We start from the raw sequence: 22,791 nt of genomic DNA on the forward strand, positions 1-22,791 counted from the left end.
CGGCCACCAGCTTCTTGGGAATGGTGCATTTCGTCTCAGCCCTGTTATGGCTTCGTTAATTGTCCGTACAACCTAGTATCCGATGAGTACCTCCGGCAAATGGCTGCTGCGCCTCAGCCTCACGGCCCTGGCCCTGCTCATCACCACCGACCGGCCCCGTCGGCCGGCGCCGAAAACACCGCCAAAGCCCACCGAGTAGCACGAATAGCGTCCAGTATACGTCTGCCGGCTAAGCAGACAGGGCAAAGGCCCGGATTTTTTCGCTGAGCAGCGTCAGGTCGGCTCGTTCGAGCGGGTGGGGCGTGGCCGGCAGCAGCTCGTAGCGGCTACGGGGAAGCCGGGCGGCCAGGGCGGCCCCGGCCTCAGTACCGACCGTGGGGTCGGCGTCGCCCACCAGTACCTGGACCGGTACGGCGATACCGCTTAGGTCGGCGGCCGAGAGCGGCGGGGCGGCCCCAGCCGCCTGCATTAGCGCGGCGGTGGCCCGCACCACGGCGGTCCAGTCGGCCGGGGCGTGGCGTTCCCGCAGCTGCTCGGCAAAAGCGGGCACCTTGGCCCGGATCTTCTCAGGGTCGAGCAGGCGGGTTTCGGCGGCAGCCGCTTCCGGCGACCAGTCCAGCTTGGTGCCCAGCGTGGTGATGGACGCGAACCGTGCCGGCACCTGGTGGGCCGCCAGCAGCGCCGCGTACCCGCCCATGCTGTAGCCGAACACCCGCGCTGGCTCGCTTTCATTCGCGGCGAGGAAGGCCAGTATTTCGGCGGCAAAATGCGGCAGCGTAAACGTTTCGGGGCGTACTTCTCTCCCACCGTGGCCGGCGAAGGCGAAGCTCTTAATGGTAAAGTCCGCCGCCAGCCGCTCGGCCAGCGGCTGCAAGGTGGCGGGGCTGCCCAGGGCGCCGTGCAGCAGTAAAAGCGTGGGCTTGCTCATCAGTCGGTGATTTCGGTAGCCAGGGCGGCCAGGTCCAGGCCATCAAACGTGCCCGACGACATCAGCAGCAGGTTGGCGTGGGTCCAGGGCTGCGCCCGCAGGAAAGCCGCCAGCTCGGCGCTGTCGGTAATCACCCGGAGGTCGGGGCGCTGAAACGCGGCGGCCACCGTGGCGGCGGCCAGCGGCGGCAGGCGCTTGTGCGCCAGCACGTGCGGGTTGAAGTACACCACCGCCACGTCGGGCGCATCGAAACAGTGTGCGTACTGCGGCAGAAACGCCGGGTTCAGGCTGCTGAACGTGTGCAGCTCCAGGCACGCCACCAGGCGCCGCGCCGGAAACTGCTGCTTCAGGGCGGTAGACGTGGCCTTGAGCTTGCTCGGGGCGTGGGCAAAGTCCTTGTATACCACCGACGAGGCCCCTTCGCGCACCAGCTCCAGCCGCCGCGCCGCGCCCGGGAACGACGTTACGGCCTTGAAGAAGTCCTTGCCTTTGATGCCCAGTTGCTTGCACACTTCCTTAGCCGCCGAGATGTTGCGCAGGTTGTGCTCGCCAAACACCTGAATCGGCACTTCCTCGTCCTTTTTATTGAGCAGGAACGTGCGCCCGCCGCGGACGACGTGCTCGTGCGGGCCGTAGCCAATGTAGGTCACGTCGGGGTTGGTGGGCACGGCAATGAGCTGGGTTTGCTCGTCATCCTTGTCGTAGATGAGCACGCCGGCCTTGGGCGTCATGTCGGCGAAGATGCGGAACTGCTCGCGGTAGTTTTCCTCGGTCGGAAACACGTTGATGTGGTCCCAGCTAATGCCTGAAATCACGCCGATGTGGTGCTGGTAGAGGTGAAACTTAGGCCGCCGGTCTACCGGCGACGACAGGTATTCGTCGCCTTCGATGATGATAATGGGCGCCTCCTCGGTGAGCTGCACCATCAAGTCGAACCCCGCCAGCTGGGCGCCCACGGCGTAGTCGAACTTCCGGTTGTGGTAGCGCAGCACGTGCAGAATGCACGCCGTGATGCTGGTTTTGCCGTGCGAGCCACCAATCACGATGCGCTGCTTGTCGCGGCTGGCCTCGTAGATGTACTCGGGAAAAGAGTAGATTTTGAGGCCCAGTTCCTGGGCCCGCCGCAGCTCGGGGTTGTCGGGGCGGGCGTGCATGCCCACGATCACGGCGCTGAGGTCGGGGCTGATGCGGGCGGCGTCCCACCCTTCCTGGGCGGGCAGCAGGCCGGCCGAGGCGAGGCGGCCGCGCGCGGGCTCGAATATTTCGTCGTCGGAGCCCGTCACGTGGGCCCCGCGCCGCTGTAGCGCCAGTGCCAGGTTGTGCATGATGCTGCCTCCTACGGCAATGAGGTGGATGGCTTCTGGTTGGGCGGTCGACGTACCGGTCTGATTTCTGGTTTCTGCTTCCAAAAGGTCTATGGGTTGCGGGGGCGGGGTGGCATTTTGCGAAATCAGCCCTCACCCACCCCCCAACCCCGAAGGGTGGACCGCGAAAGTACAAACTCTCGGCCGTCGGAACTCTGCCATAGCCCAAAGAATCGATGGTCCAACCCTAATCTTTTCCGCGGGTCCGGGGTTAGCTTTGTATACTTTGTATGACTTGTATGTTTTTCATACAGCATAACGGTTTGGCTTCTTTTGGCTTCTTCAGGAAGTAAAAGCAGCCGAACGTCATTTCTTATTGCCTCAATACCTCCTGATACCCAATGCAAGACCGGATGGACGACCGCCTAAAGCAATCCGCAGCCCGCGCCAAGGCCGCGCTGGCTAATCGCGGGTCGGCGGGGCTCGGGGCCTTCAACGGTAGCGCCGCTGGCAAGCTGCCGCCCCAGGCCCCCGAACTGGAAATGGCCGTGCTCGGTGCCCTGATGCTGGAAAAAGACGCCCTCACGTCGGTTATCGACCTGCTCAAGCCCGAGAGCTTTTACAAAGACAGCCACCAGCGCATTTACCGGGCCATCATCCGGCTGTTCGATAAATCCGAGCCCATCGATCAGCTCACGGTGGTGCACGAGCTCCGCGAAATGGGCGAGCTCGAAGCCTGCGGCGGCCCCTTCTACGTGGCCAACCTCACGCTGAAAGTCAACTCGGCGGCCAACGTGGAGTACCACGCCCGCATCATCACCGAAACCGCCATCAAGCGCGAGCTGATTCGGATTTCGAGCGAGATCCAGCGCGATGCCTTCGAGGACACGACCGACGTATTCAAGCTGCTCGACGACACCGAGTCGGCCCTGTTCGAAGTGTCGGAATCGAACATCCGCAAGAACTTCGACGACATGCGCAGCCTGATGGGCAAAGCCATCAAGGAGCTGGAGGAAAAGAAGAATCAGAAAGATGGCTTAACCGGCGTCCCCACCGGTTTCACGGCGCTGGACCGCGTCACGAGCGGCTGGCAACCGTCGGACTTAGTGATTATCGCGGCGCGGCCCGGCATGGGAAAGTGTTTGGGCAAAGGCACCAAGGTGCTGATGTATAACGGTGACCTGCGCAACGTGGAAGACGTACGCGCCGGCGAGCTGCTGATGGGCGACGATTCCACCCCGCGCCGGGTGCTGAGCATCGCCCGGGGCCGCGAAAACATGTACTGGGTGCGCCAGAATAAGGGCGACGACTACCGCGTGAATGAGAGCCACATTCTCTCGCTCAAACGCTCGCGCAACGAGGGCCCGCACTGCCACGGCGAGGTGCTCAACATCACGGTAAAAGACTGGCTGGCGAAGAGTGCGGAGTTTCGCTCGAACTACAAAGGCTACAAGGTACCGGTGGAATTTGCGGCCGAAGAGCTGCCTATTGATCCGTACTTTTTGGGGCTTTGGCTGGGCGACGGCAATTCCAACAATTGCCGAATCACGGGTCCGGACCAGGAAGTCATTGACTACCTGCACGACTACGCCGCCGGGCTGCACAGGCAGGTGACGGTAGGCGTGGTCGAAAACCGTGGCAACAGCTACGGCATCACCCGCGGCCGGCAGGGGGGCAGCATTGCCGAATACTCCCTGCAAGATGAGTTGCGCCAACTCGGGGTGCTCGGCGACAAGCACATCCCGCGCGCCTACGCCATCAACTCGACCGACAACCGCCTGCGCTTACTGGCTGGCCTGATTGACAGCGACGGCCACTTAAACGCGGTGTCCAACGGCTACGAAATCACCCAGAAAAGCCATCATCTGGCCCGGCAAATCAAGTTCTTGTGCGACTCTCTTGGCTTCCGCACCTCCCTCACAAAGAAGCGAGCCGCAACTTCAAGCATCGGCTACGAAAGCGAGGTGTGGCGCGTGCGCTTCTACGGTGACCTTGACCGGATTCCGGTGCGAATAGCCCGCAAAAAAGCCAACCCGTGGGCCTCGCCCGTGGACTGGCGCCAAACCGGCATTTCGGTGGAATTCGACAAAGTTGACGACTACTACGGATTTGAAATCGATGGCAACCGCCTGTTCCTACTCCAGGACATGACCGTGACGCACAATACGGCCTTCGTAGTGTCGGCCATGCGCAACGCGGCCGTCGAGTTCAAGCGGCCGGTGGCCATCTTTTCGCTGGAGATGTCGTCGTTGCAACTCGTCAACCGCCTGATTTCGGCGGAGGCGGAGCTGGACTCCGACAAAATCAAAAAAGGGACGCTGGCCGACTACGAGTGGCAGCAGCTCAACCACAAGATTACCGACCTCTCGGCCGCCCCGATCTATATCGACGACACCCCCGCCCTCAGCATTCGCGAGCTACGCACCAAGTGCCGCCGCTTGCGCTCGCAGAAGGACGTGCAGCTGATTATCGTCGATTACTTGCAGTTGATGAGCGGCAACACCGACGGCCGCGGCGGCAACCGCGAGCAGGAAATTGCCAGCATCTCGCGGGCGCTCAAAGGCATCGCCAAGGAGCTGAACGTACCCGTCTTGGCCCTGTCGCAGCTCTCGCGCTCGGTGGAAACCCGCGGCGGCGAGAAGCGCCCGCAACTGAGCGACCTGCGTGAATCGGGCTCCATCGAGCAGGATGCCGACATGGTGATCTTCCTGTACCGCCCCGAGTACTACGGCCTCGACCAGGATGCCGAAGGCAACTCCACCCAGGGCGTGGGCGAAGTCATCATCGCCAAACACCGCAACGGCTCGCTCGAAACCGTGCAGCTCAAGTTCATCGGCCGCTTCACCAAGTTCGCCGACCTCGACGGCGCGGGTGCCTTCGACACCAGCGGCTACCAGCCCATGGGGCTGCCCGCCAGCACCTTCGACAGCGAGCCCAGCGGCAGCTACGCGCCCAACACCATTCGGCTGGGCTCGAAGATCAACGAGTCGCCGGTGCCATTCCCGAAAGGAAACATCAACAAGCACGAGGACCCGCCGTTTTAAGCAATGGCAACTGAAAACCACCTTTCGGGCGCGCCGTTGTCGGCTAACATGCCATTGTACTCGGCGCGGGCCGTCCGGCTGTTTTCCATCTTCTTTAGCCCCATTGCCGGAGGAGCCCTCACGGCCCGGAACCTACGCGATGTGGGCCAGCCCACGGCGGCCCGCAAAGCGCTGTGGGGCAGCATTATCTATCTGGCGCTGCTGCTGTGGCTCACGTCGTACCTACCCGATTCGATGGGCCATTCCTGGCTTGCAGTGGTGGTGGGGTACGCCGGGAGTGCGGGCCTGGAATGGTACTTTGGTCAATTCGTGCAGCATCGCAATGATTTTCCCGCCAAGAGCATCCGTACTCCCTTGGTGGTTTGCTTGCTGATTTTTGTAATCCCCTTATTTGTACTGGTACTTTTCTCAGCAATCATCTTTGGAGAGATGCCTTGGACCGCTCTTTGAGCGAGTTTATAGCGTGTTTAGCTTTGCTCAACAGCGTAACGCGGACTCTGCGAGTCCGCGCGTATCCCGTTCAAGCGTGTTTGGCTTATGCTCAACGGCCCCTTAGAATGTCCTGCTCTATCTGGCGTCCGCTTGTCGAAGCATCTACTACCCCTTCGTCCGGGCTCGTTCAACGAAGCGGTAGAGCGGCTCCGACTAGCGGACGCTAGATAGAGCAGGACCAATACCTGAATGCCCAAACAGGTTCAGGCTCGTGAATCAGCAGGATTCACGCCATATCTTCCTGTGAAGAGGCTACTCGGCTGATAAATGGAATGAGCGCCTAGCGTTACTCCAGCGCTGAAGTGAGGCTACAGGTACTGTCGAAGCGCAGCAGCTCCGGGCTCATCTTGAAGCCACGGCCGCCGAAGCTCTTGCTGTACAATTCGATGTCGGCGGAATGGCTACGCCCGTTGCCGTTGCTTTCTGGACTGGAGGAGTCGCTGGCCTCGAGTACGGCCCCCCGGCGCACGTGGAGGGCGGCGCACATTTTATCCGCCGTTTTCACGGCATCGGCCAAGGCCAGCACGTCGGCTTCGCGGCGTAGGCTATCGGCGCGGCTGTGCCCGTAGCTCAGGTCCTTGATGCGGCTGATGCGGGTGGCCAGCAGCTCTTCGAGGTAAGGTGGCAGGCGGCGCAGGTCAGTAACGCGCACCGTGACCGACTGCGAAGAATTGAAACCAGTGAAAACCTCCTTGCCGCGCACGTACCCAAATTCCTTGTTCGAAGACGTGCTGCTCACGCGCACCTCGTTGGGCCCGGGCGCGTAGCGCTTGGATAAGGCCAGTACCTGGTCGACCACGCCTTGCACCTCGGCCACGGCGTCCTTGAGCTTGGGGCGGGTAAACTCGGCATCCACCGTCAGCTCGGCGTAATCGGGGTAGACGGTCACGCTGCCGTAGCCCACGCTGCGCACCTGGCGCAACGGCGGACCGGTGGTGGGTCCAGCCTGGCAGGCAGCTAGGGCAGTCAGTAAGGGCAGGGCGTAGCGTACGTAAGAAGTCATAACAGAATATTTTGAGTCACTAAACGCAATGTTAAGTTTAACATTGCGCAGCTGGCTGCGTTTCGGGGGCCGAGACGTAGGGCCTTACCTTCGCGGCATGGGTGCCGCATTACCATTGCTTTGTTTCTTTGCCTTTCTGGCCGGTTTTATTGATTCCATAGTGGGTGGGGGTGGGCTGATTCAGCTGCCGGCCATGCTGCTGCTGTTGCCGGGCGTGCCCGTGCCCACGATCCTGGGCACGGGCAAGGTGTCGAGCCTGGCGGGCACGCTGGCGGCCCTGCGCCGCTACCTGAGCGGACCAGAGCCACTACCCATCCGGTGGGCGGTTATTGGGCTCACGGCGGTGGCCGCGGGCGGTTTCGCATTCCTGGGCGCGCGGGCCGTGAGCTTGCTACCCAAGGAAGCGGTGCGGCCCCTGGTGCTCGGGCTGCTGGTTGTGATGGCCATTTATACTTTCTGGCGCAAAGACTTTGGCCGCCTGCACGCTCCACGACTGTCCGGCCGCCGCGAAGTTCTCACCGGCTTAGCTCTGGGAGCCGCCATCGGCTTTTACGACGGCTTCTTTGGACCGGGCACGGGCAGCTTGCTGCTGTTTGCGTTCGTGGGGTTGTTCGGCTATAATTTCATCGCCGCTTCGGCTTCGGCCAAGCTGGTGAACGTGGCCACCAACCTGACCGGCCTGTTTTACTTCGCCACCACCGGGCAAGTGCTCTACCAAGTGGCGCTGCCCATGGCGGCGTGCAACATGCTGGGCTCCACCCTGGGCGCCCGCCTGGCCCAACGGCGGGGTACAGGCTTCGTCCGACTGCTGTTTCTGGTGGTGGTCGGAGCCTTCATTCTAAAGCTGGGCTGGGACACTTTCCTGGCTTAGCCCAGCCGCCCAAACGCCATCACCAGCCTTTCCCCTTTAGGCCGGCTGCAGGCGGCCGGAGTTCCGGCGCTGCTTGCGCCGTCGGTTCAGCCACATTACGGTGCCCGTGACCGGGAACGTGGCCCCCAGCAAGCTCACCGCCAGCACCAGCACTTTAGTGGGCCACCCCCCTACCGCGCCGGTGTGCACCGGCTTGAACAGGCCGCGGATGCGCTGCCCCAACGGACGTTGCTCGTAGGTTTGCCCGCTGATAACTCGGCCCGAATACTGATCGAGGTACACTTCGTCGGTGGCATTTTCGCTAACGGCGCCGGGGCACAGGATGGCCACGCGAATACTGCCGGTAGATTCCTTGGGCAGTTGGATGGTGTACGACTCCGCATCCGGGGCTTGCTGGCGGGCCAGGGCCAACGCGGCCGCGGGCGCAAATGGGGCGGCTCCCGCCCCCGGGGCTGCCGAAAGCGGTGGCTCGGGCCGCTTCAGGGGCGAATGGGTGAGCTTATTAATTCCCTCGCCAACCCAGTCGAACGACATGCCCACGCCCGTCAGGGCCAGGACGAACAGGAACAAGGACGCGTAGAAGCCCAGCACGAGGTGGAAGTCATGGTTCACGCGCTTCCAGCCGCTGCTCCACTTCACGCGCAGCCGCGACGTGAGGGCCTGGCGCGTGGCGGGCCACCACAGCACCAGGCCCGTGCCCAGGATAAATAGAAACATCGACGCGTTCACGCCCATCACCAGCTTGCCGATTTTGCCGGCTACCAGCCCGCGGTGCAGCTGCTCTACGGTGTGAAAGAAGGTATCCCGCGGGTTCACTTCGCCCGTGATGGCCGCCGTGTAGGGGTTAACGTACACGCGGGGCCCGCCCCCCTCGCCCTTACCCTTGCCTTTGGGCGAGCCTGCTTTAGAGGTGGCCGCGGGGCCAGTGCCTTTACTTCCCTCCCCAGGGCCGCCAGCCAGGCTTACCTCCACGGTGCGGGTGGGGTCGTTGTACACTTTCAGACCGGCTATTTTGGCTTTGGGCTTGCGGGCCCGCACCGCCTCAACCACTTGGGCCAACGGCAAGGGGGCAGTGGTGGCCGGCGCCACAAAGTAGCGCTCCGGGTGCCAGGCCTGCTCAATCTCCTTTTCAAAAGCCAGGATGCTGCCCGTCAGACACACCCAAACGATGACCAGACCCGAAGCCAGGCCCAGGTACCGGTGGATGCTCCGAAGCAGGGATTTAGTCGGACTCATCGGTTTTTAAGGTTGAAGCGGGTATCGACTTACAGCTTGTAGCCCAGGGTGGCCGAAAAAGTGCGGGGCGCAATGGGGTTCACGCTGTTATCGTCGTGCAGGTTGTAGCTCAGCTCGTTGAGCAAATTCGCCACCTTCACTCGCAGCGAGAGCCGTTCGTAGGCATAGCCCAGCGAGGCATCGAAGAGGAAGTAGTTAGGCACGGCAATGAGCTTGAACGCATCGGTTGTGGGGTTGCCATTGGCATCGACCCAGGGCCGGCCGGTAGCGGGATTAAGGATCCGGTTATTACGGCCGCCGAGCCGGTCGCCCACGTAGTAGGCCGTTACGCCGGCATTCAGGCCCCGGAGGAGCACATTGCTGGCAAACCGGGTATTGAAGTTATAGAACAAACTGGCGTTGGCCGTGTGAGCGGGATTGTAGCGCAGGCGGCTCCCGTCTTCATAAATATTGCTCCTGGTGTAAGCCGTGTAGTTATAGCTATAGCCCGCAATCAGGGAAAAGCCATCTACGGGTCGGCTCTGCACGTCAACTTCCACGCCCTTGCTGGTTACCTGGCCCGCCAATTCCTGCGGGCTAGTGGTCGCGGCGGTGCTGAAGCGGGGGTCCGTGGGCAGCACGGCCTGGGCCTGGTTGCTGTTCACAATGCGGTAAGCTGTTACGTTGGCTGACAGGGCCCCGTTGAACAGCTCATTTTTAATCCCCGCCTCGTACTGGTCGATGAGCGAAGGCGGGAGGGTATTGCCCTGTAAGTCAATCCCGGCGTTGGGCGTGAACGAGTTGGCGTAAGAAGCAAACAGCGAGGTCGTTTTGATGGGTCGGTACACTAGGCCCAAACGGGGCGAGAAAGCGTTGTCGTAGCGCCGCGTTTCCACGTAGGTGTCGGCTATCTTGTTGTTAACATTGGCGACGGTGTTGTAGTTAAACACGTCGCTGGGCGTTTCCTGATAGCTCCAGCGCAGGCCGGCCAGCACCTTCACCCGCTCCGAAAGGCTGAGTAAGTCCTGGGCGTAGAAGCCGGCGCGGCGGGTATTGCCCTTGGTCAGTGAGTTGCGCACCAGGCTATTGAAACCCGTGAGCCGCTCCACGGGCTGCGTTATTTCCTTGCGGGGGTCCAAAATATTGATAACGTCGTACGTGCTGACCGCCGTGGTCGGCCTCGTGGCCGACCGGGGGTTGGTGTACGCCACCACGGTGCTGTTGTACTGGTCGGCATCGGCGCCGACCAGCAGCGTGTGCCCCAGGGAACCCGTGCGGAAAGTGCCGGTCAGGTCCAGCTGAGCCAGGTAATAGTTCTCGGCGGTTTCGGTACGCTGCAGGCCGCGGCTCCAGTTGCCGTAGGTACTGCCCGGGGTGCTGATGATGCCGGTCGGGCGGGCAGCACTGCGCAGCTCGTTGTCGTAGCGCTGGAACGCGCCAATAGCGCGCACCTGCCACGCCTCGTTGAGGTGGCTGGTGAGGGTGGCCGTAGCGCTGGTTTGGCTGGTGGCGTTGCGGGCGTCGGGCACGTTCAGGAAGCGGCTGCGCGACTCCTGAATTTGGTAGTCGATGGCACCGATGCCGTAATCAGGTGTGCGATTATCGCGCAAATAATCGCCTTCGACCAGCAGCTCGGTGCGGGGCGTGAGGCGCAACAGCACCGAGGGGTTGAGGTACGTGCGGCGGCCCTGCACGCCGTCGCGGTAGCTGTCGCCGCGCTCGTACGTTCCATTGAGGCGGTAAGCAACCTTGTCGCTCTGGCCCACGGCGCCGTACACGTCGAACTGCGGTTTCACGAAGCCGTAGCTGCCCACTCGCAGACCCACCGAGCCGCCGCGCTCAAACCGTGGTTTCTTGGTCACCAGGTTCAATACCCCGCCGGCGGCCACGTTGCCGTAGAGAATGGCTGCGCTGCCTTTCAGCACTTCCATTCGCTCCAGGGAGCTAACTTCCGGCATGATGCCGTTGTTAAAGCGGACGCCGTTTTTAAACGTGTTGGCGCTGGTGTAGGCGAAGCCCCGGCTGGCAATTTCCTCCTGAGCACCGCCGGTGGTACCCATTACGTACACGCCGCTCACATTGGCCAGCACGTCGCTCAGGCGCAGGGCCTGCTGCTGTTCCAGCACGGCCCGCTCTATCGTCAGGGTGCTCTGCGGGTTATCGAGCGGGGCAATGGGGAGCTTGCCTACGCTGGTGGGCCGTTGGTTCAGGCTTTTACCGCCGGTTACGGTTACTTCCTGCAACTTCTGCTCCCCGCGGGCTAGGGTCAGAGCGGCCAGCTCGGTGGTTTCCGCGTTTTTTACTTCTACGGTTATTTCCTGCGGAGCATAGCCGAGGCTGCTCACCAGCAGCACTTGCCAGCCCACCGGGGCGCTCAGCCGAAAGCTGCCGTCGGCGGCGGGCGTGGTACCGAGCCCGGTTCCCTTCACCCGTACCGAAACCTGGTCGGCTGGCCGCCCATCAGCCAGTATCACGCGCCCGGTAATAGTGCCCGCTCCGGCTTTGCGCTGGGTATTATGCCGCAGGTCCGGGCCGGATTGAGCAGCCACAACAGCTGGTAGTAGGCCACTGGCGAGTAATAGAGCGAAGAAGTAACGCATGGTATTATTTGGAACAATTCTAAATAGACTGCAAAGGTGCAGTCTATTTAGAATTGTTCCAAATAAAAATTAGCTTTCGGCGGCTCTGGGAGTTGCTTGAAAGCTTTTACTCGCAGCCAACGAGCCATCTTTCAGCAGCAACTTCTGCTTATAAGTCAGTTTTCTGCGGTGAAGCACCCTCCCCTATCAGGCTCTTTCCTTTGCTCATCGACATTAATTCGGTTTAGTCAGCCAGCTCGGCTATTCGGCCCACCGTACGAGAATCAGTTTAAATCTCTTCCGCAGGCAACTCATAAGAGCAGCACCCGGCCCGAAAATCAGTGGAAATCAAGGTTCTCATTTTGTGGACGCCATACGCTCCCAAAAGAATGGGGACTAGCTGTGGCGCATCGAGATGGTTAAGCCGCAACCTCCTTCGGCTTGGCGGCTAGCTCCGTACAAGCGGCTGCCACCGGCTCCCGTAATTCAAGTGAATGAGCTTTCACGCCAATACAGTCGAGCCTCATACGCATTCTTCGAAAACCTACTAATTGCCCACCAACTTCTCCTGCCGGTGGCGGCGCCGAAACTCCGTGGCCGTGCTTCCTACGCGCTGCCTGAAGGCTTTATTCAGGTGGCTTTCGTCGGTGAAGCCTACTTCGTCGGCAATCTGGGAAATAGTAAGGTCGCTAAACTGCAAGCGGGCTTTCACCAGATTCAGCTTGTAGGAGAGGATGTACTCCTTGATGGTTTCCCCGGTTTGCGTCTTGAAATGCTGACTGAGGGTGTTCTTGGACTTGTAAAACGCTTCGGCAATGGCTGCCAGGCGCAGCTTCTCATTATCGTAGATGTGCTGCTGAATGTAGCTGCTGATGTCGTACGCCAGGTTGTGGGGATGAGCGACGGTGAATTCCAACCGGTTGTTTTCCCGGATGGAGCGGGCTACCTGGTGCAACAGCAGCGCCACCAGGTGCTGTACCACCGCCTCGTGCTGCACGGGCTGCTCTACTTCGGCCATGAGGCGCTGCATGAGCTGCTGCATCCATTGCTGGTCGGCGAGCTGCCGCACCGGCTCGCCGTTGGTTTGATTATGGTTCAGGAAGATGTATTCCAGCTGCTTGTATACGGAGCCGGCATCGGAAGTCAGCGAATGGGCCGAGTTGCGGACGTACAGCTCCGTAATGACCAGGATGCAGAAGCGGCTGGGCTCGTGCACCACAAACGTGTGGGCATCGTGCGGGGTGAGCAGATACAGGCTGCCCACCTCGTAGGAGTAGCTGTTATGGTTGATGGTGTGCGTGCCACGGCCCTCCAGTACATAAATAATCTCCAGAAACTGGTGGCAGTGAACTGGCAGGTCCCACTGGTCGACCTCGTAAATCGTCAGGTCCAGCGCCTGGTGGGTGGATAGGGTAATCATGTGGTCGTTTCTACCGAGTATTCCGCTTTTTTTACCTGTTATAGGCCGGGGCGTCACCGGAATTTTGCATTGTCGAAACGGACAAAACTTTCCCGTTTCACCAGCACCAATGCGCCATTTGTTTTGCACCACTTTCCTGACCGTAGCTATGCTGTCAGCCTCCTGCGCTGCCGACTCGCCCGTCGTTCGCCCGCCTAAGGGTCAAGTGTACGTCTTCGAGAGCGACGCCAGCGGATTCAACACGAAAACCGTTTTTTATGACGACGGCCAGCAGGTAGTTGCCTTCGACGCGCAATTTACCGAGGGGTCCGCCGAACAGGCCATTGCCTTCCTCAAGCAGCAAACCAGTCACCCCATCAAATACCTGATAGTCACGCACCCCAACCCCGACAAATTCCTGGGCGTCCCAGCCTTCAAGAAAGTGGGGGCCACGGTCATCATGTCGCAAGAAACGGCCCAGCATATGCCGGCGGTGTACGACTACAAGAAGTATTACTTCGTAAACATAGCCAAGTCGTTCACCGATAGCTCCTTTCCCAAGCCCGTCACCGCCGACAAAACCTTTGCCGACACCTACACCATCCCGACTGCTGGCGGCGGCACCGTCGAGTTGCGCGAGTTACACCAGGCTGGCATCTCGAGCAACCAGACGGTGGCCTACATCAAGCAGGCCAACCTATTGATTGTCGGCGACCTGGTACATCATCGCGTACACGCTTGGCTAGAAGGCCCCATTGTTGAGGGCAAAGCTGCTTATCAGACCCAGCCGTGGGTAAACGCGCTGCGAAGGCTGCAAAAGGAATACCCTGCCACGGCCAGGGTATACGGGGGCCGCGGTGAAGCCGCACCAGCAGCGCTGGCTTTCGCCGACCAAATCAGGTACCTCACGCAAGCCGAAACCATTACCCGGAGCTACGTTGAGTCGCTCCCCGGCAATTCGCTGGCTGATAAGAAGGCCAAGGTGGATTACGCAACCCTCACCAAGGCATTTGAGCGCGAATTTCCCGGCTACGGCCTGAGTTACATGATAAGCTACGGAGCCTACGGGTTGGTAAACAGCCTATAGTCATAGACTGCCATAGAAGCCATGAAAAGACCAAGGAGGCATCCTCTTGGTCTTTTCATTTTGGGAAGGGCACTACGGCCTCTTACTTAATCGTGGTTTTGGCCTAGCCGCGTAGTGGCGGTTGGTAGCAGCAACGGCGCGGTGCGGGAAGCAAAGCAATTGTTGGTGGCCTCATCCTGCTACGGCGGCGCACCAGTTGTAAGACCGGACCAAAGACCTGTGCACAATACACTTGTTCTTCTGGGGGGGCTTGGATGAGCCCACCCGCAAAGAGGATATGCCCGAGTACCAGATCCGGTGTCAGGGGCTGGCCAGCCGTTCATCAGTACCGCCTCCTACCCTGCCACGGCTTCAACTGCGACGAGCGGCCCAACCATAATGGCCACCGAAGCCTGGAGGCTGATGCTGGCTTTTTCGATAGAAACCTTGGGTAGGTGATGCTGGCAAGCGCCTTGGCTGCTACTACGGCGACCTTTGGGTTAGCGGAAGCCAGATAAGCGGGATAGAATACTTAGGGGCAGTGCTCTTGGGTGGGTGCTTAAGCTTAGTGGATACTTAGTGGTACCACGAACTGCTACGCAGAATTCGTGGCACCACCTCGCACCATGCTGAATGGCACAAACCAGCGCTGCGCTTGCTTACTGGTCGCCGCTCCTGCCACCCAGGCCGGGGGGCGGCGTACCCTGCACGCCTTGCACGTTGGGAATGCCCATTTTTTCTTCGCGCTTACGCTGATACTTATCGAACTGCGCCGGAGTCAGCACGTCTTTGATGGCGGAGAGGCGCGAGCTGCTGATGCTCTCGACCACGCCGGATAGCTTGCGCGGGTCGGTTCGGTAGCGCATCCGGGCCAATTCGACTGCATCGACGCCGCGGCGGTTGATGGCGCGTAATTTTTCGGTTTGCTGGGGCGAGAGGCCCAGGTTCTTTTGCATGTTGGCCGTGAGCGCATTGGCCTTGGCATCAATCTCCTCATCAGTAGGCCCGGCTACGTTGGCAGGAGCACTGCTGGCCTGAGGGCTTTTGGTTTTGACGCCGGGCTGGCCGGCCGGCTTTACGCTGGTCTTGACGGTAGCCGCAGTCGGTGCCTGGGCCAATGCGGGCGAAACGGCCGCCAGGGCCAGCAGCGACGAAAGCAACACTAATTTCATAGAATAAGAATGGTAAGCACCACTGGCGCGGAAGCACGGAAATGAGGTAAATATCGAATGAAAAACTGGTCTGTTAGGCTGCCAACGCCATGCCCGGCCCATTTCGTGCCAGGGCCCGCCAGAAAAACGTCACTTTGAGGGGCCTGCTGCAACCTTTCGGCTCCATTCGGCATACAACCGTTTATGAAACACGACAATTATACCAACAAGAACTGGCTGCTGACTGCGGGCCTCGGCGCCGTGGCATTAACCGCTACCCTCTGGGGCAACCGCCGCGGCTCCTACGACCTGAACCAGCGGGTCGTGCTCATCACGGGTGGCTCGCGGGGGCTGGGCCTGGTCCTGGCCCGGCAGGCCGTGGCCGAAGGCGCCCGGGTAGCCATTTGCGCGCGCGATGAGGCCGAACTAGCCCGGGCCCGCCAGGATTTGCTGCTGGCCGGTGGTGCCGAAGCCGACCTTCTGACCCTCCCCCGCGACATCACCAACGAGCAGGAAGTGCGCACCATGGTGGCCGAGGTCGAAAATCGCCTGGGACCGGTGGATGTGCTCATCAACAACGCCGGCATCATCCTCGGTGGGCCCCTCGACAACATGGACTCGCGCGATTATGAAGACTCCATGGCCATTCATTTCTGGGCCCCGCTGCACGCCATGCAAGCCGTGCTGCCCAGCATGCGCCGCCGGGGCGAAGGGCGCATCGTGAATATCTCGTCGCTGGGCGGCAAGGTGGCATTGCCGCACATGGCCCCGTACAGCGCCAGTAAATTTGCCTTGGTGGGCTTATCCGAGGGCTTCCGGGCCGAGCTGCAGCAACACGGCATCAGCGTGACCACGGTGTGCCCGGGCTTACTGCGCACCGGCAGCGCCGGCCACGCCCTGGTGAAAGGGCAGCAGAAGAAGGAGTTCGCCTGGTTCAGCATCGCCGATTCGCTGCCGGGCCTGACCATGAACGCCGAGCAGGCAGCCCGGCAAATCTGGAATGCCTGCCGCCGGGGCGACGGTGAAATCATCCTGTCCCTGCCCGCCAAGCTACTAGCCGCCTTCCACGGCCTGCTGCCCGGCACCACCACCAACATCCTCAGCTGGCTGAACCGGGCCCTGCCCGCCACCGGTGAAAGCGCGGCGGCTAACGCCCGCCGCACCGGCTACGAGAGCGAAACCGCCATCACCCGCTCGCCCCTCACGGCCCTTACCCGCAAAGCGGCGGCTAAAAACAACGAGGCGTAAAAATCGAATCCGATAAGCAAGCCGGGCCAGGAGACCACTGCGGTAGTCTCTGGCCTGGCTTGCTTTATACTCCCAAAGTGCTCCGGTACTTCCTTCTTAAGCTATTAAGCTCCAAATTATCTTATGCGAAGCCCGACGTTATGGCGGTGTCAGGATTCCACTACCGAAAAGCCCTTACGACCAGGCTGCTCCAGACTTCAACTAAAGCCAGCAAGGGGTGCGGCAAGCGCAAGCAAAAAAGCCAATCTCCTCTACTTGAGAAGACTGGCTTTTTGCTTCATTTGAGAATTTTGCTAGCCGAACGAGGCTATTTTCTGCCGGGCAGCGGGCAGCCGGGCTTGGAGCTGCAGGCCTTGGCACAGGCGGCGGAAGTCTTGGCTTTGCCCTTTTTATCTTTTGGGGTGCCACTGCCGGCATAGGCCAGAGAGGAAACGGCCAGCAGGCCGGTAAACAGGAGCTTGTACATGGGTACGCGAGGTGAAGTGAAAAGATGGGTTGATTGAACGTTCAGCTCCTTAGGCCCCAACTGCTGACAGAACCAGCGGCCGGCCCGAAAAAAATCTACCGGGCTAGCGGTTCAGGGGCAGGATGCACTCGACGCCCTCCTTCTCGCCCGCCACACAGCCGTCGCCGGGGGGCTGAGCCAGCAGGCGTTGCAGGAGCTGGCGCTGGGCTGGCGTACACAAGGCGGCTACCTGCTGCAAGTGGCGTACGGTTACCACATCCACGGCCACCTTATGGGAGAGCGCTTCCCGGGAACGCTCAGCCAGCTGCGCATCGGTCAGCTGAGAATCAAGCGTAGCGAAATACTGCCGGCAGGACCGGCGGCAGCTACGGGCCAGCGGCTGCACTTGCCGCAGGTAGCCACTGCGCAAGGTGTCGTAGCGCACCCGCTGCGCCGCCGAGAACCGCAGCGTATCAGCCAGAAAAATCGCGCCGCTCGCCGGCCGGGCCGCGGAGGAGTTGGTCGCCGGCGTCAGGCACAGACAAGCTACCAGGGCCAGGTTGAGCAGCAGCAGAATACCAACCAGCACCCACGGCAAGCGGTTGGAACGGTTTGGAAGCGAAGGCGGGAGATTATTCATGAGGCAGGTAAAACGGGTCCAGCTGATAATCAGCGACGAAAGCCGCGTAGCCGTGAGGAGCCGGCCCGGGGGTTGGGCGCTGGTGACGAGCATAGTGCACGGCCGCACCAGCATTAAGGGCCACTACCAGTACGCCCAGCGTAGCGGCGTAGGCCGGATGGCGCCGCCACCAGGGCCGGGCCAGCGACGGCAGCAGCTCGGCGGCCAGGCGCGCCTCCAGGCGCGTGTAGAAAAATGGTCGCGGCTCCGGGGGCTCGGGCTCGCGCAGGCAACGCAGCCGGGCAGTCCAGGCTTCGTCCTCTTCGGGCAAGTTATCGGAAGTCAACATGGATTTTCAAATTAGGCGGGGTTGAAGAAACCGGCGCAGGCTTTGCCGGGCCCGGAACAGCAACGACTCCACGGCTGGAATAGTAGCCTGCAGCACGGCGGCAATTTCCTCGTGGCTCAACTCCTGCTCGTGGCGCAGGGTGAAGGCTACCTGCTGGGTGGCCGGTAGGCGGGCGATGGCGTCGAGCAGCTCCTGCATCTGTTCCTGGCCTTCGAGCAAGGTTAGCGGGTGCCGGTGGTTGGGCGGGTCGTGGAGGACTTCATTACCAGTACCGAAGAGGCTGGTAAGCACCGCGAAGCGCTTTTTCGTGCGGGCCTTCCGCTGAATTTTCAAAGCTCGGGAGGTGGCCAGGCGGTAGAGCCAGGTACTAAGCGAGGCCTCTCCCCGGAACCGACCAATGGTTTGGTACACTTCGAGAAACACTTCCTGGGTCACGTCCTCGGCTTCTTCCGGGGAGCGGAGCAAACTTAGCGCCGTGCGGTACACCCGGCCCTGGTAGCGTTCCACCAGCGCACGAAAGGCCACCGCGCTGCCACCCTGCAATTGCGCCACTAGCTCGGCATCGGGAGAAAGACAGCTCAAACGGAAACAAAATTGAAGGCCATGGGGAAAAGACACGTGAACCGAGAAAGGGTTGTTGTGGCTTAGGCCCCACTGATCAGGAAAACTTGCGGTCGGCACCATTTTTTTAGTCCCCTGCCAGCGGGCATCGGCTGAATGAAGACAACATATTTTATGCTAACTATCCGCGCCAGATAACCGCCTACGAGTTACGGCAGGCGCTTCGGTAGGCAGCTTCAATTTCAAAAATAGAATTTTCTATTACTTTCTTATGAGTGTTCCAGTTTTGTTTAACGGCTTGAAACACCACTGTCATGCCCTCCGCTCTTTTATCAGAAAATACGATACCAGCCAACTGACCGAATTGTCGCTCTCACTGCTAACAATTGGCGGTTCGCAAATGGATTTGTACCAAGGAGAATTGCCTGAAGCCGCAATCTGCCAGGAAGTAATTCATTACCTGACTGAATTGAATGCCTTATCTGAACCGGCCTACCAACAGTTCTTATTACCAGAACAGTACAAAACCATTGTTCTGAGTGATACCTCGCAGTGGGTGCTGAGGCTAGGAGAGAAAGAAACTAAATATGTTCATATCCATCCGGGCCGCTTCTCGCCCTACACACTGCGCGTCAAGGCAGCTACCTTGAAAACGGCCATTGCCCTGCTCATCTGGCAAAAAGGTAATTCGGGAGCCGTCGATACAGCCACTCTTAATTATCTAAGAAAAGATGTGTTGCACCTTTCTCCGGTCCGGAAGATGGAAGAAATGCGGGCTTTGTCTGACCTGACCAAGCTACTCAGCTCAGACGGAGAGCAATAAGCAAAATGGCACATGTCAATGCCTGGCCCCTGGAAACGCTTCTGCTTTTCCAAAGCAGAAGATGGATTTCCACCGTCGAAATATCAGCCTTTAAGAGCTAGCATCCTGGCACAATGCACACCCTGACATTGCTAGCACACAACGAAAAAGACCAACTACTCAAATAGGTTTTATTGATGTTTCTCCTCGGTCCCTAACTAAGGAAGAGGTCGGCCCCTACGAAACCTGCAACCTGCACAGGCCGCCCCCGTGTTACCGGCGCCCGGCCCAGGCCGTGCTGGGTCACCACCGGGACCGCCCCCAGGCTAGCAGGCTACATGCTAGGCCGGGCGCTACGTGACGGTCCACGCCTGAAGGCAGGCCGGGCACTGCCACTACCGGACTCGACGACTACTGACGGGCCGGATGGCCCCAAAATGGCCGTCCGAGGCACAAAAAAGAACTGACTAGCTCGGCCACCCAATAACGACGGCCGGGCCTGAGCCGCGGCAACAATGCCGCGGCTGGTTACGTCGGAACAGCTTGCACCACTGCGCCCGACACCAGGACTACCTGGAAGCGCTGCCGCCGCTCGTTGCGCCGCCAGCATGCCCCGGACACCCGACAGGGGGCATGGACTGGCACTTAGGGCAGGTGTAGGTAGCCCGTCCGCCGACGTAGTATTTGTTGATTTTTACTTTGGGGTGACGCGGGCAGAAGGTATGCGCATCGGGGCTGCCGGGCGTGGCCGGAGTATCCCACTCGCGGGCGTGTATGAGGAAGGAGGCCGGAAAATAGCGGTAATTGGCTTCTTGGCTGATGGCCGTGTTCAGCACCAGCTGCACCGCGCTGTGAAGGGCCAGGCCTTCTTTTTCGGTGAGCGAGGTACCTAGGCGCTCGGGGTGAATTTTGGCCTGAAACAGCACTTCGTCCACAATCCAGTTGCCCAGGCCGGCGGTAATGCTTTGGTCGAGCAGCAACGGTTTTAACAGGGTTTTGCGGCGGGCTAACTTTTGATGAAGCTCGGCGGCGGTGATAGCCAAGGCATCAGGGCCGATTTTCTTGGCTTTCTGGTGCGCGGCAACGCTGTCGGCGAGGCGAATGCGGCCAAATTTACGCGGGTCGATGAAAGCCAGGCGCAGTCCCGAATCGTCGAGGTGCAGGGCCACGCGGGTGAAGCGCGGGGCATCGGGCTCGTCACGGTAAGCCCCCACGTCGCCGGTCATGCCAAAGTGAAGGACCAGTACCTGACCACTATCGAGCTCCAGATAGCAATTCTTGCCCAGGCGGCTGGTGCCGGTAATGGTGCGGCCCACCAGACCAGCCCGCAGCTGGTCTTCCGGGGTGGCCAGCACGTGAGCGTCGTTGACTTGCAAGGCGGCAATGGTTTGGCCCACGGCCAATTCGTTGATGAAGCGTCGGTAAGTTTCGACTTCGGGGAGTTCGGGCACAGCGGGAAATTGGGTGATGGAAACGGCAGAGCAACTGAGTAGCCGGCTTCGCTCGGCAGGGTGCTGTGCTAACAACGCACGTTCGGCCCAGGTTGCAAAAACGGCCGGCGCCTTATAAATAGTTGCGCAAGCGGCCTTCCAACACCAGTACGCCCGTGCCACCAATCTGCACCGCTTCAATGGCCTCGGGCGCACCGCTAATCCGTACCTGCACGGTACCGGCCCGGCCCAGGTCGTGGCCTTGCTCGGCTAAAAAATTCGGTGATTGCAGGTAGCCGTAGCGCCACAGATAAGCCGCCATGCCGCCCGTAGCCGAGCCCGTAACGGGGTCTTCCGCAACATCGGGCGGGGTACCGAAATGGCGGGCAAACGTGTGGCCGGCCGGTGTAGCTCCGCCTAAACAAAAAAGGTGAGGGCTGAAAAAGTCGCTCCCGGCGCGGTAGCGGCTCAGGGCGGCAGCATCGGGCACAGAGGCTCGGCGTAGGGCGGCGTGGTCGCGCAGGAGCAGCATGAGCTGGGGCGTGCCCGTACTCACGGTTTGAATAGGAGCGCCGGGCAGCAGGTCGTCGGGCAGGAGGCCGAACAATGGCAATACCTCTTTCGGGGAGTGCACTGCCCCGAATACCGGCCGCCGCTGGGTCATCCAGATCAGGGCGGGGGTTCCTGCCACGCTGGGCAGTACATCGACCCGAATGGGCCCGTGCAACAGATTGAGCGTTAATACCAGCGGGGAGCCATCAGCGGGCAGCAGCACCCGGCCCAGCTGCAACAGGGCCGTCACGGTAGCAATGGTAGGGTGCCCCGCCAGCGGAATCTCTTCAGCCGGGGTAAAAAAACGAACGGTGAATTCGGTGCTGCCCACCGCGGCAGCATCCACAAAAGCCGTTTCGGATTGGTTGAACTCCCGGGCCAGCCGCTGGCGGGTAGCCGGTGACAGCGCGTCGGCATCGAGCACCACCGCGCAGGGGTTGCCCTGGAGTGGCTGGGTGGTGAAGGCGTCGACGAGTAAAAACGGCAATTCGGGCATGCGATTAGGGATTAAAAAAGAGCTGTGGGCTGGTTGGTATTGGTATGAACCGAAGGCCAGCAAAGCTAATTTCCTGGCGGGCTTTATGTTACCGGATCACCTCGAATAGTAGCCCACCGCCTGTTCTGGAATTAGTGGTGGCACGACAAAAAAGTCGTGCCACCACCCCACCCTAGCTTTAGACTATTACCGGTACGGATGGGGCATTGCTATCCTCAGTCTGCGTCATAACAAACTGCCGTCAGGAAGGGTCGTGCAACTTAGCTACACGCTGGCCCTGCTTGTCGTATACATCGCCGCGGGCGGTGATGAAAAGGCGCCGCTGCTGGCTGTCCGTCAGCACGTAGGGAAATATCTGGTTGGTTGTGCGAGTGAGGTGGCCGACTTCTTCGGCATTATCCTCGTCGTCGACCCGTACTACTTTCAGGGCATTAGTAAGGTAGTAGCGCCGGCTGGGGTCGTTGCGGAAGGTCAGCTGACCGACCAGACGCACGGCGTTGCCGCTCGACTGGCTGATGGCGACCATTTCCGGAGCATTGCTATCGGCTTCCGTGGACAGGAGCCGCACTGGTCTGTCGTCGTACGTTGCGGGGGCGGGCTGCTGCGGCTGGCGGGCCGGCACCACCGCAGGGGCCGCCGAAGGAGCTGGCAGCTGAGTGCTAGCTACAATTTGGCCATTGGCCCGCTGCCAACCCTGGCTGATGGCCACCAGGCGCGGCGCCCGGCTGGGGTGAGTGGCCGAGCTGCCTTCATCGGGCACGGTGGCCATAGCCGATTGCGCCTGAGCCAGACTAGCTCCTAGCTTGCGCAGCACGAAGCCCGAGAATTCATCGGCTTCCAGCTCGTCGGCAGGCTGCGAGCCCCCAGAGCGCAGGGTATGGCCGTTGAGGTGGTGGCCCATTTCGTGGGCCAGGATGCTGATGCCCGCCCAGTCGGTGTGGCCGGCACGGTTCACGGCATTCAAAAAGTCAGGGTTGTAGAGCAGAAAGCGCTTGCCGTTGTAAACCACAGCGGCAGCGTTACTGATGGCCCGAGTGGCGCGCAGCTCAAAGCGAGCTTTAAGGCCGACTGCATCGGTGATTTCCCGGATTACGTCGGTAGGTACCGGGGCGGTCTGGGCGCGGGCGGCCGAGCCAACCACCAAAAGAAACATCAGGAACAACGGAGCGGCCCGACGACTAATGATACGAGATAAGAAAGCCATGGCGTATTTGAATCTAAATATCTTATAACCAAA

General features: G+C 60.6%; 20 protein-coding genes. 6 read left to right on the plus strand and 14 right to left on the minus strand.

The window, feature by feature from the left end:
- Nucleotides 1-229: 229 nt before the first annotated feature.
- Together IC235_RS19150 and IC235_RS19155 are read right to left on the minus strand one after the other, a co-directional pair.
- A complete protein-coding gene (locus IC235_RS19150) occupies nucleotides 230-928 on the minus strand; it encodes an alpha/beta fold hydrolase (protein ID WP_191006820.1) in 699 nt (232 codons plus the stop codon).
- Nucleotides 928-2,337, minus strand: coding sequence for a UDP-N-acetylmuramate--L-alanine ligase (locus tag IC235_RS19155; protein WP_223847420.1), 1,410 nt, complete (start codon nucleotides 2,335-2,337; stop codon nucleotides 928-930). Before IC235_RS19155 ends, IC235_RS19150 begins: the two co-directional genes overlap by 1 nt.
- A 296-nt stretch (nucleotides 2,338-2,633) precedes the next feature.
- Here IC235_RS19155 and dnaB point away from each other — a divergent pair, with 296 nt between their 5' ends.
- Entirely contained in the window at nucleotides 2,634-5,276 is a 2,643-nt protein-coding gene (gene dnaB / locus IC235_RS19160; RefSeq protein ID WP_191006821.1) for a replicative DNA helicase, read from the plus strand.
- A 3-nt stretch (nucleotides 5,277-5,279) separates the two neighbouring features.
- On the plus strand, nucleotides 5,280-5,726 hold the full coding sequence (locus IC235_RS19165) for a hypothetical protein (protein ID WP_191006822.1): 447 nt from the start codon (nucleotides 5,280-5,282) through the stop codon (nucleotides 5,724-5,726).
- Between the two features lie 328 nt (nucleotides 5,727-6,054).
- Here the strand turns inward: IC235_RS19165 and IC235_RS19170 are convergent, their stop codons facing one another.
- Entirely contained in the window at nucleotides 6,055-6,771 is a 717-nt protein-coding gene (locus IC235_RS19170; protein WP_191006823.1) for an SIMPL domain-containing protein, read from the minus strand.
- Nucleotides 6,772-6,868: 97 nt separating this feature from the next.
- On the opposite strand from IC235_RS19170, the gene IC235_RS19175 reads away from it, so the two are divergent.
- On the plus strand, nucleotides 6,869-7,642 hold the full coding sequence (locus IC235_RS19175) for a sulfite exporter TauE/SafE family protein (RefSeq protein ID WP_191006824.1): 774 nt from the start codon (nucleotides 6,869-6,871) through the stop codon (nucleotides 7,640-7,642).
- A gap of 36 nt (nucleotides 7,643-7,678) precedes the next feature.
- Here IC235_RS19175 and IC235_RS19180 read toward each other — a convergent pair whose 3' ends face one another.
- The 3 genes from IC235_RS19180 to IC235_RS19190 form a co-directional block, all read right to left on the minus strand.
- Nucleotides 7,679-8,878: a PepSY-associated TM helix domain-containing protein gene (locus tag IC235_RS19180; protein ID WP_191006825.1), complete on the minus strand. Its 1,200-nt coding sequence runs from the start codon at nucleotides 8,876-8,878 to the stop codon at nucleotides 7,679-7,681.
- Between the two features lie 29 nt (nucleotides 8,879-8,907).
- Nucleotides 8,908-11,406 carry a TonB-dependent receptor gene (locus tag IC235_RS19185; protein ID WP_317173612.1) on the minus strand — a complete coding sequence of 833 codons (2,499 nt, stop codon included), beginning with the start codon at nucleotides 11,404-11,406 and terminating at the stop codon, nucleotides 8,908-8,910.
- Between the two features lie 577 nt (nucleotides 11,407-11,983).
- Nucleotides 11,984-12,856, minus strand: coding sequence for a helix-turn-helix domain-containing protein (locus tag IC235_RS19190; protein WP_191006827.1), 873 nt, complete (start codon nucleotides 12,854-12,856; stop codon nucleotides 11,984-11,986).
- Between the two features lie 109 nt (nucleotides 12,857-12,965).
- Here IC235_RS19190 and IC235_RS19195 point away from each other — a divergent pair, with 109 nt between their 5' ends.
- A complete protein-coding gene (locus tag IC235_RS19195) occupies nucleotides 12,966-13,922 on the plus strand; it encodes an MBL fold metallo-hydrolase (RefSeq protein ID WP_191006828.1) in 957 nt (318 codons plus the stop codon).
- 638 nt (nucleotides 13,923-14,560) lie between these two features.
- Here IC235_RS19195 and IC235_RS19200 read toward each other — a convergent pair.
- A complete protein-coding gene (locus tag IC235_RS19200) occupies nucleotides 14,561-15,073 on the minus strand; it encodes a hypothetical protein (protein ID WP_191006829.1) in 513 nt (170 codons plus the stop codon).
- Between the two features lie 183 nt (nucleotides 15,074-15,256).
- Between IC235_RS19200 and IC235_RS19205 the strand changes: the two genes are divergently transcribed.
- Nucleotides 15,257-16,300 carry an SDR family NAD(P)-dependent oxidoreductase gene (locus IC235_RS19205; protein ID WP_191006830.1) on the plus strand — a complete coding sequence of 348 codons (1,044 nt, stop codon included), beginning with the start codon at nucleotides 15,257-15,259 and terminating at the stop codon, nucleotides 16,298-16,300.
- A gap of 307 nt (nucleotides 16,301-16,607) precedes the next feature.
- Here IC235_RS19205 and IC235_RS19210 read toward each other — a convergent pair whose 3' ends face one another.
- The 4 genes from IC235_RS19210 to IC235_RS19225 all read right to left on the minus strand — a co-directional run bounded on the left by IC235_RS19210 (nucleotide 16,608) and on the right by IC235_RS19225 (nucleotide 18,295).
- Nucleotides 16,608-16,766: a hypothetical protein gene (locus IC235_RS19210; protein ID WP_191006831.1), complete on the minus strand. Its 159-nt coding sequence runs from the start codon at nucleotides 16,764-16,766 to the stop codon at nucleotides 16,608-16,610.
- A 103-nt stretch (nucleotides 16,767-16,869) separates the two neighbouring features.
- Nucleotides 16,870-17,385 (minus strand): hypothetical protein, encoded by a 516-nt coding sequence (locus IC235_RS19215; protein ID WP_191006832.1) that lies wholly within the window; start codon nucleotides 17,383-17,385, stop codon nucleotides 16,870-16,872.
- On the minus strand, nucleotides 17,378-17,713 hold the full coding sequence (locus IC235_RS19220) for a hypothetical protein (protein WP_191006833.1): 336 nt from the start codon (nucleotides 17,711-17,713) through the stop codon (nucleotides 17,378-17,380). The genes IC235_RS19215 and IC235_RS19220 overlap by 8 nt, the downstream gene beginning before the upstream one ends.
- Before the next feature lie 6 nt (nucleotides 17,714-17,719).
- Nucleotides 17,720-18,295, minus strand: a complete 576-nt coding sequence (locus tag IC235_RS19225) for an RNA polymerase sigma factor (protein WP_223847421.1) — start codon at nucleotides 18,293-18,295, stop codon at nucleotides 17,720-17,722.
- A 250-nt stretch (nucleotides 18,296-18,545) separates the two neighbouring features.
- On the opposite strand from IC235_RS19225, the gene IC235_RS19230 reads away from it, so the two are divergent.
- Nucleotides 18,546-19,097 carry a hypothetical protein gene (locus IC235_RS19230; protein WP_191006835.1) on the plus strand — a complete coding sequence of 184 codons (552 nt, stop codon included), beginning with the start codon at nucleotides 18,546-18,548 and terminating at the stop codon, nucleotides 19,095-19,097.
- Nucleotides 19,098-19,645: 548 nt separating this feature from the next.
- Here IC235_RS19230 and IC235_RS19235 read toward each other — a convergent pair.
- The 3 genes from IC235_RS19235 to IC235_RS19245 form a co-directional block, all read right to left on the minus strand.
- Complete coding sequence (locus tag IC235_RS19235) at nucleotides 19,646-20,527, minus strand: Fpg/Nei family DNA glycosylase (protein WP_191006836.1); 882 nt, start codon at nucleotides 20,525-20,527, stop codon at nucleotides 19,646-19,648.
- A 112-nt stretch (nucleotides 20,528-20,639) separates the two neighbouring features.
- Nucleotides 20,640-21,554 carry a PhzF family phenazine biosynthesis protein gene (locus IC235_RS19240; RefSeq protein ID WP_191006837.1) on the minus strand — a complete coding sequence of 305 codons (915 nt, stop codon included), beginning with the start codon at nucleotides 21,552-21,554 and terminating at the stop codon, nucleotides 20,640-20,642.
- Nucleotides 21,555-21,795: 241 nt separating this feature from the next.
- Nucleotides 21,796-22,758: a M48 family metalloprotease gene (locus tag IC235_RS19245; protein WP_191006838.1), complete on the minus strand. Its 963-nt coding sequence runs from the start codon at nucleotides 22,756-22,758 to the stop codon at nucleotides 21,796-21,798.
- Nucleotides 22,759-22,791: the final 33 nt, after the last annotated feature.

Source organism: Hymenobacter montanus, assembly GCF_014699115.1.
In the GTDB taxonomy this organism is placed as follows: Bacteria; Bacteroidota; Bacteroidia; order Cytophagales; family Hymenobacteraceae; genus Hymenobacter; species Hymenobacter montanus.